The 1,763-nt window shown below is 43.8% G+C and carries 1 protein-coding gene; it reads left to right on the top strand.

Going from position 1 to position 1,763, the window contains the following annotated elements:
* Positions 1-737 precede the first annotated feature (737 nt).
* On the top strand, positions 738-1,415 hold the full coding sequence (locus tag QN379_RS23365) for an isoprenylcysteine carboxylmethyltransferase family protein (protein ID WP_323507753.1): 678 nt from the start codon (positions 738-740) through the stop codon (positions 1,413-1,415).
* The last annotated feature ends 348 nt before the right edge of the window (positions 1,416-1,763 follow it).

Here is a 1,763-nt window from a genome sequence, read left to right as displayed (position 1 = left end):
GTCTACAGCTATGTGAGTTTTTTCGTTGGTTCAGGAAAATCTCATTTTGTTGGTTTAACCAGCTTCCCTCTACGAAACCTTTCGATCGAATGAGGCGGTAAAAATGAAAGAAATTTTGTAGGAACATCGTAAAATCTCTCCTATGATGCAATGCTTATTTTTATACTGGCAGATTCCTACTTAATGATCTAACCTTCTGATTATAAAGAGTTTTTCATAAGGATTGTGATTCCTGTTGTCGTGGGTTCGAGCCCCATCAGCCACCCCAAAAAATATAAGGCTTCGGCTGATAGTACTTGCTAATATTCGGAAGCTAAAACTTCAAATTTAGCAAGATAAATCAAGGGATACCGTGAAAACGGCATCCCTTTTTTTTCTTCAAATTCTGCGTGGTACGTGCATCGCCATTTCTCTGGTTGGGCATAATCTCAACCTGCTCGGTTCCGTTTAGCGGCCATGGCGTATGTAAAGCATAGTCAGCGGGGGTTCCTTGGCAAATCAAATCCGTCGTCTATCTATCTATCTATATATATATAGATAGATAGATACATAGATTGTGCGTCACCTTTTTGTTAGCAAAAAGAATCGGCGCGAACAATCTCATCTATAAGAAGTAAGTAATTTCATCTTTTTGATCGCGCGCGGGCAGCTTGTCGTGGGCAGAGTAAAGCCTGGCGCAAAGAGATCGGATTTCTGCAGAAGATTGCAGAGTGGCCGCGATGAATTAGAATTATAAAATGACGAATCTGCATAAAAAAGCGGTTGTAGGGCTTCTTCGCCTGCTAATTAGTATGGGCACTTTAGTGTTTGTGCCCGAGCGGACATTGCATTATTGGAGGGGCTGGGCGTTTTTGGGTGTATTTTTGGGCTCTGCGCTGGCGATTACTGTCTATCTGGCAAAAAAAGATCCTAAGCTATTGGCGCGGCGACTAAATATTGGTCCCAGTGCCGAAAAAGTAGAAGGCCAACGCACGATATTAACGCTGCTCGTCATCGTATTTGTCATGGTGTTTGTTTTGTCCGCCATTGACCATCATTTTGTTTGGTCAACCGTTCCTTTATATATAGTGGTGCTTGGAGATGCTCTTGTCGCGGCGGGGTTCCTTTGTATTTTTTTTGTGTTCAAAGAAAATACCTATGCGTCGGCGATCATCGAGGTCGACGCGAATCAAAAAATCATTTCGACTGGGCTGTATGCATTCGTGCGCCATCCGATGTACGCCGGGGGCGTCGTTATGCTTACTGGCATTCCGCTCGCGCTTGGCGCGTGGTGGGGGTTGTTGTTAGTTGTTTTGATGGCGCTTTTAATTGCGTGGAGGCTCTTTACTGAAGAGATTTTTTTGGCCGAGAATCTTTCTGGCTATGTTAATTACCAAAAGAAGGTTAGGCATCGTTTGCTGCCGTTCATTTGGTGAGGGTACGTGACTGGCGTGGCTTCTTAGAAGTGTTGTTCGCTGCGCAGAGTGTGCGGGCTGCTTTGGCTTCTTCTAATAAGATGCTAATTGTCGAAGTGTTTTCGGCGGTATGTGATGAGGCGCATGAATCCATCGTGATCTCCAATTTTTTCGGGATTAAGTATTATGGAGTACTGAAATAGCGACGGGATTTGCGCGGTAGTTTTGCCTGCTTTCGAGCCGGAATCCGAGATGGAAAAAAGGTGGTAAAAGTCCTTTTTAAAAGTATTTCAAAATTGTTTATAAAATTGCTTGCCAGTGTTGAGATGTGTTGCTATAGTTCGGCCTCTGTTGAAAACGACGCGAAAT

The organism is Glaciimonas sp. Gout2, assembly GCF_035018905.1.
Classification (GTDB): domain Bacteria; phylum Pseudomonadota; class Gammaproteobacteria; order Burkholderiales; family Burkholderiaceae_D; genus Glaciimonas.
Note: the sequence above shows the minus strand (reverse complement) of the source record. Positions and strands in the feature narration are given on the sequence as shown.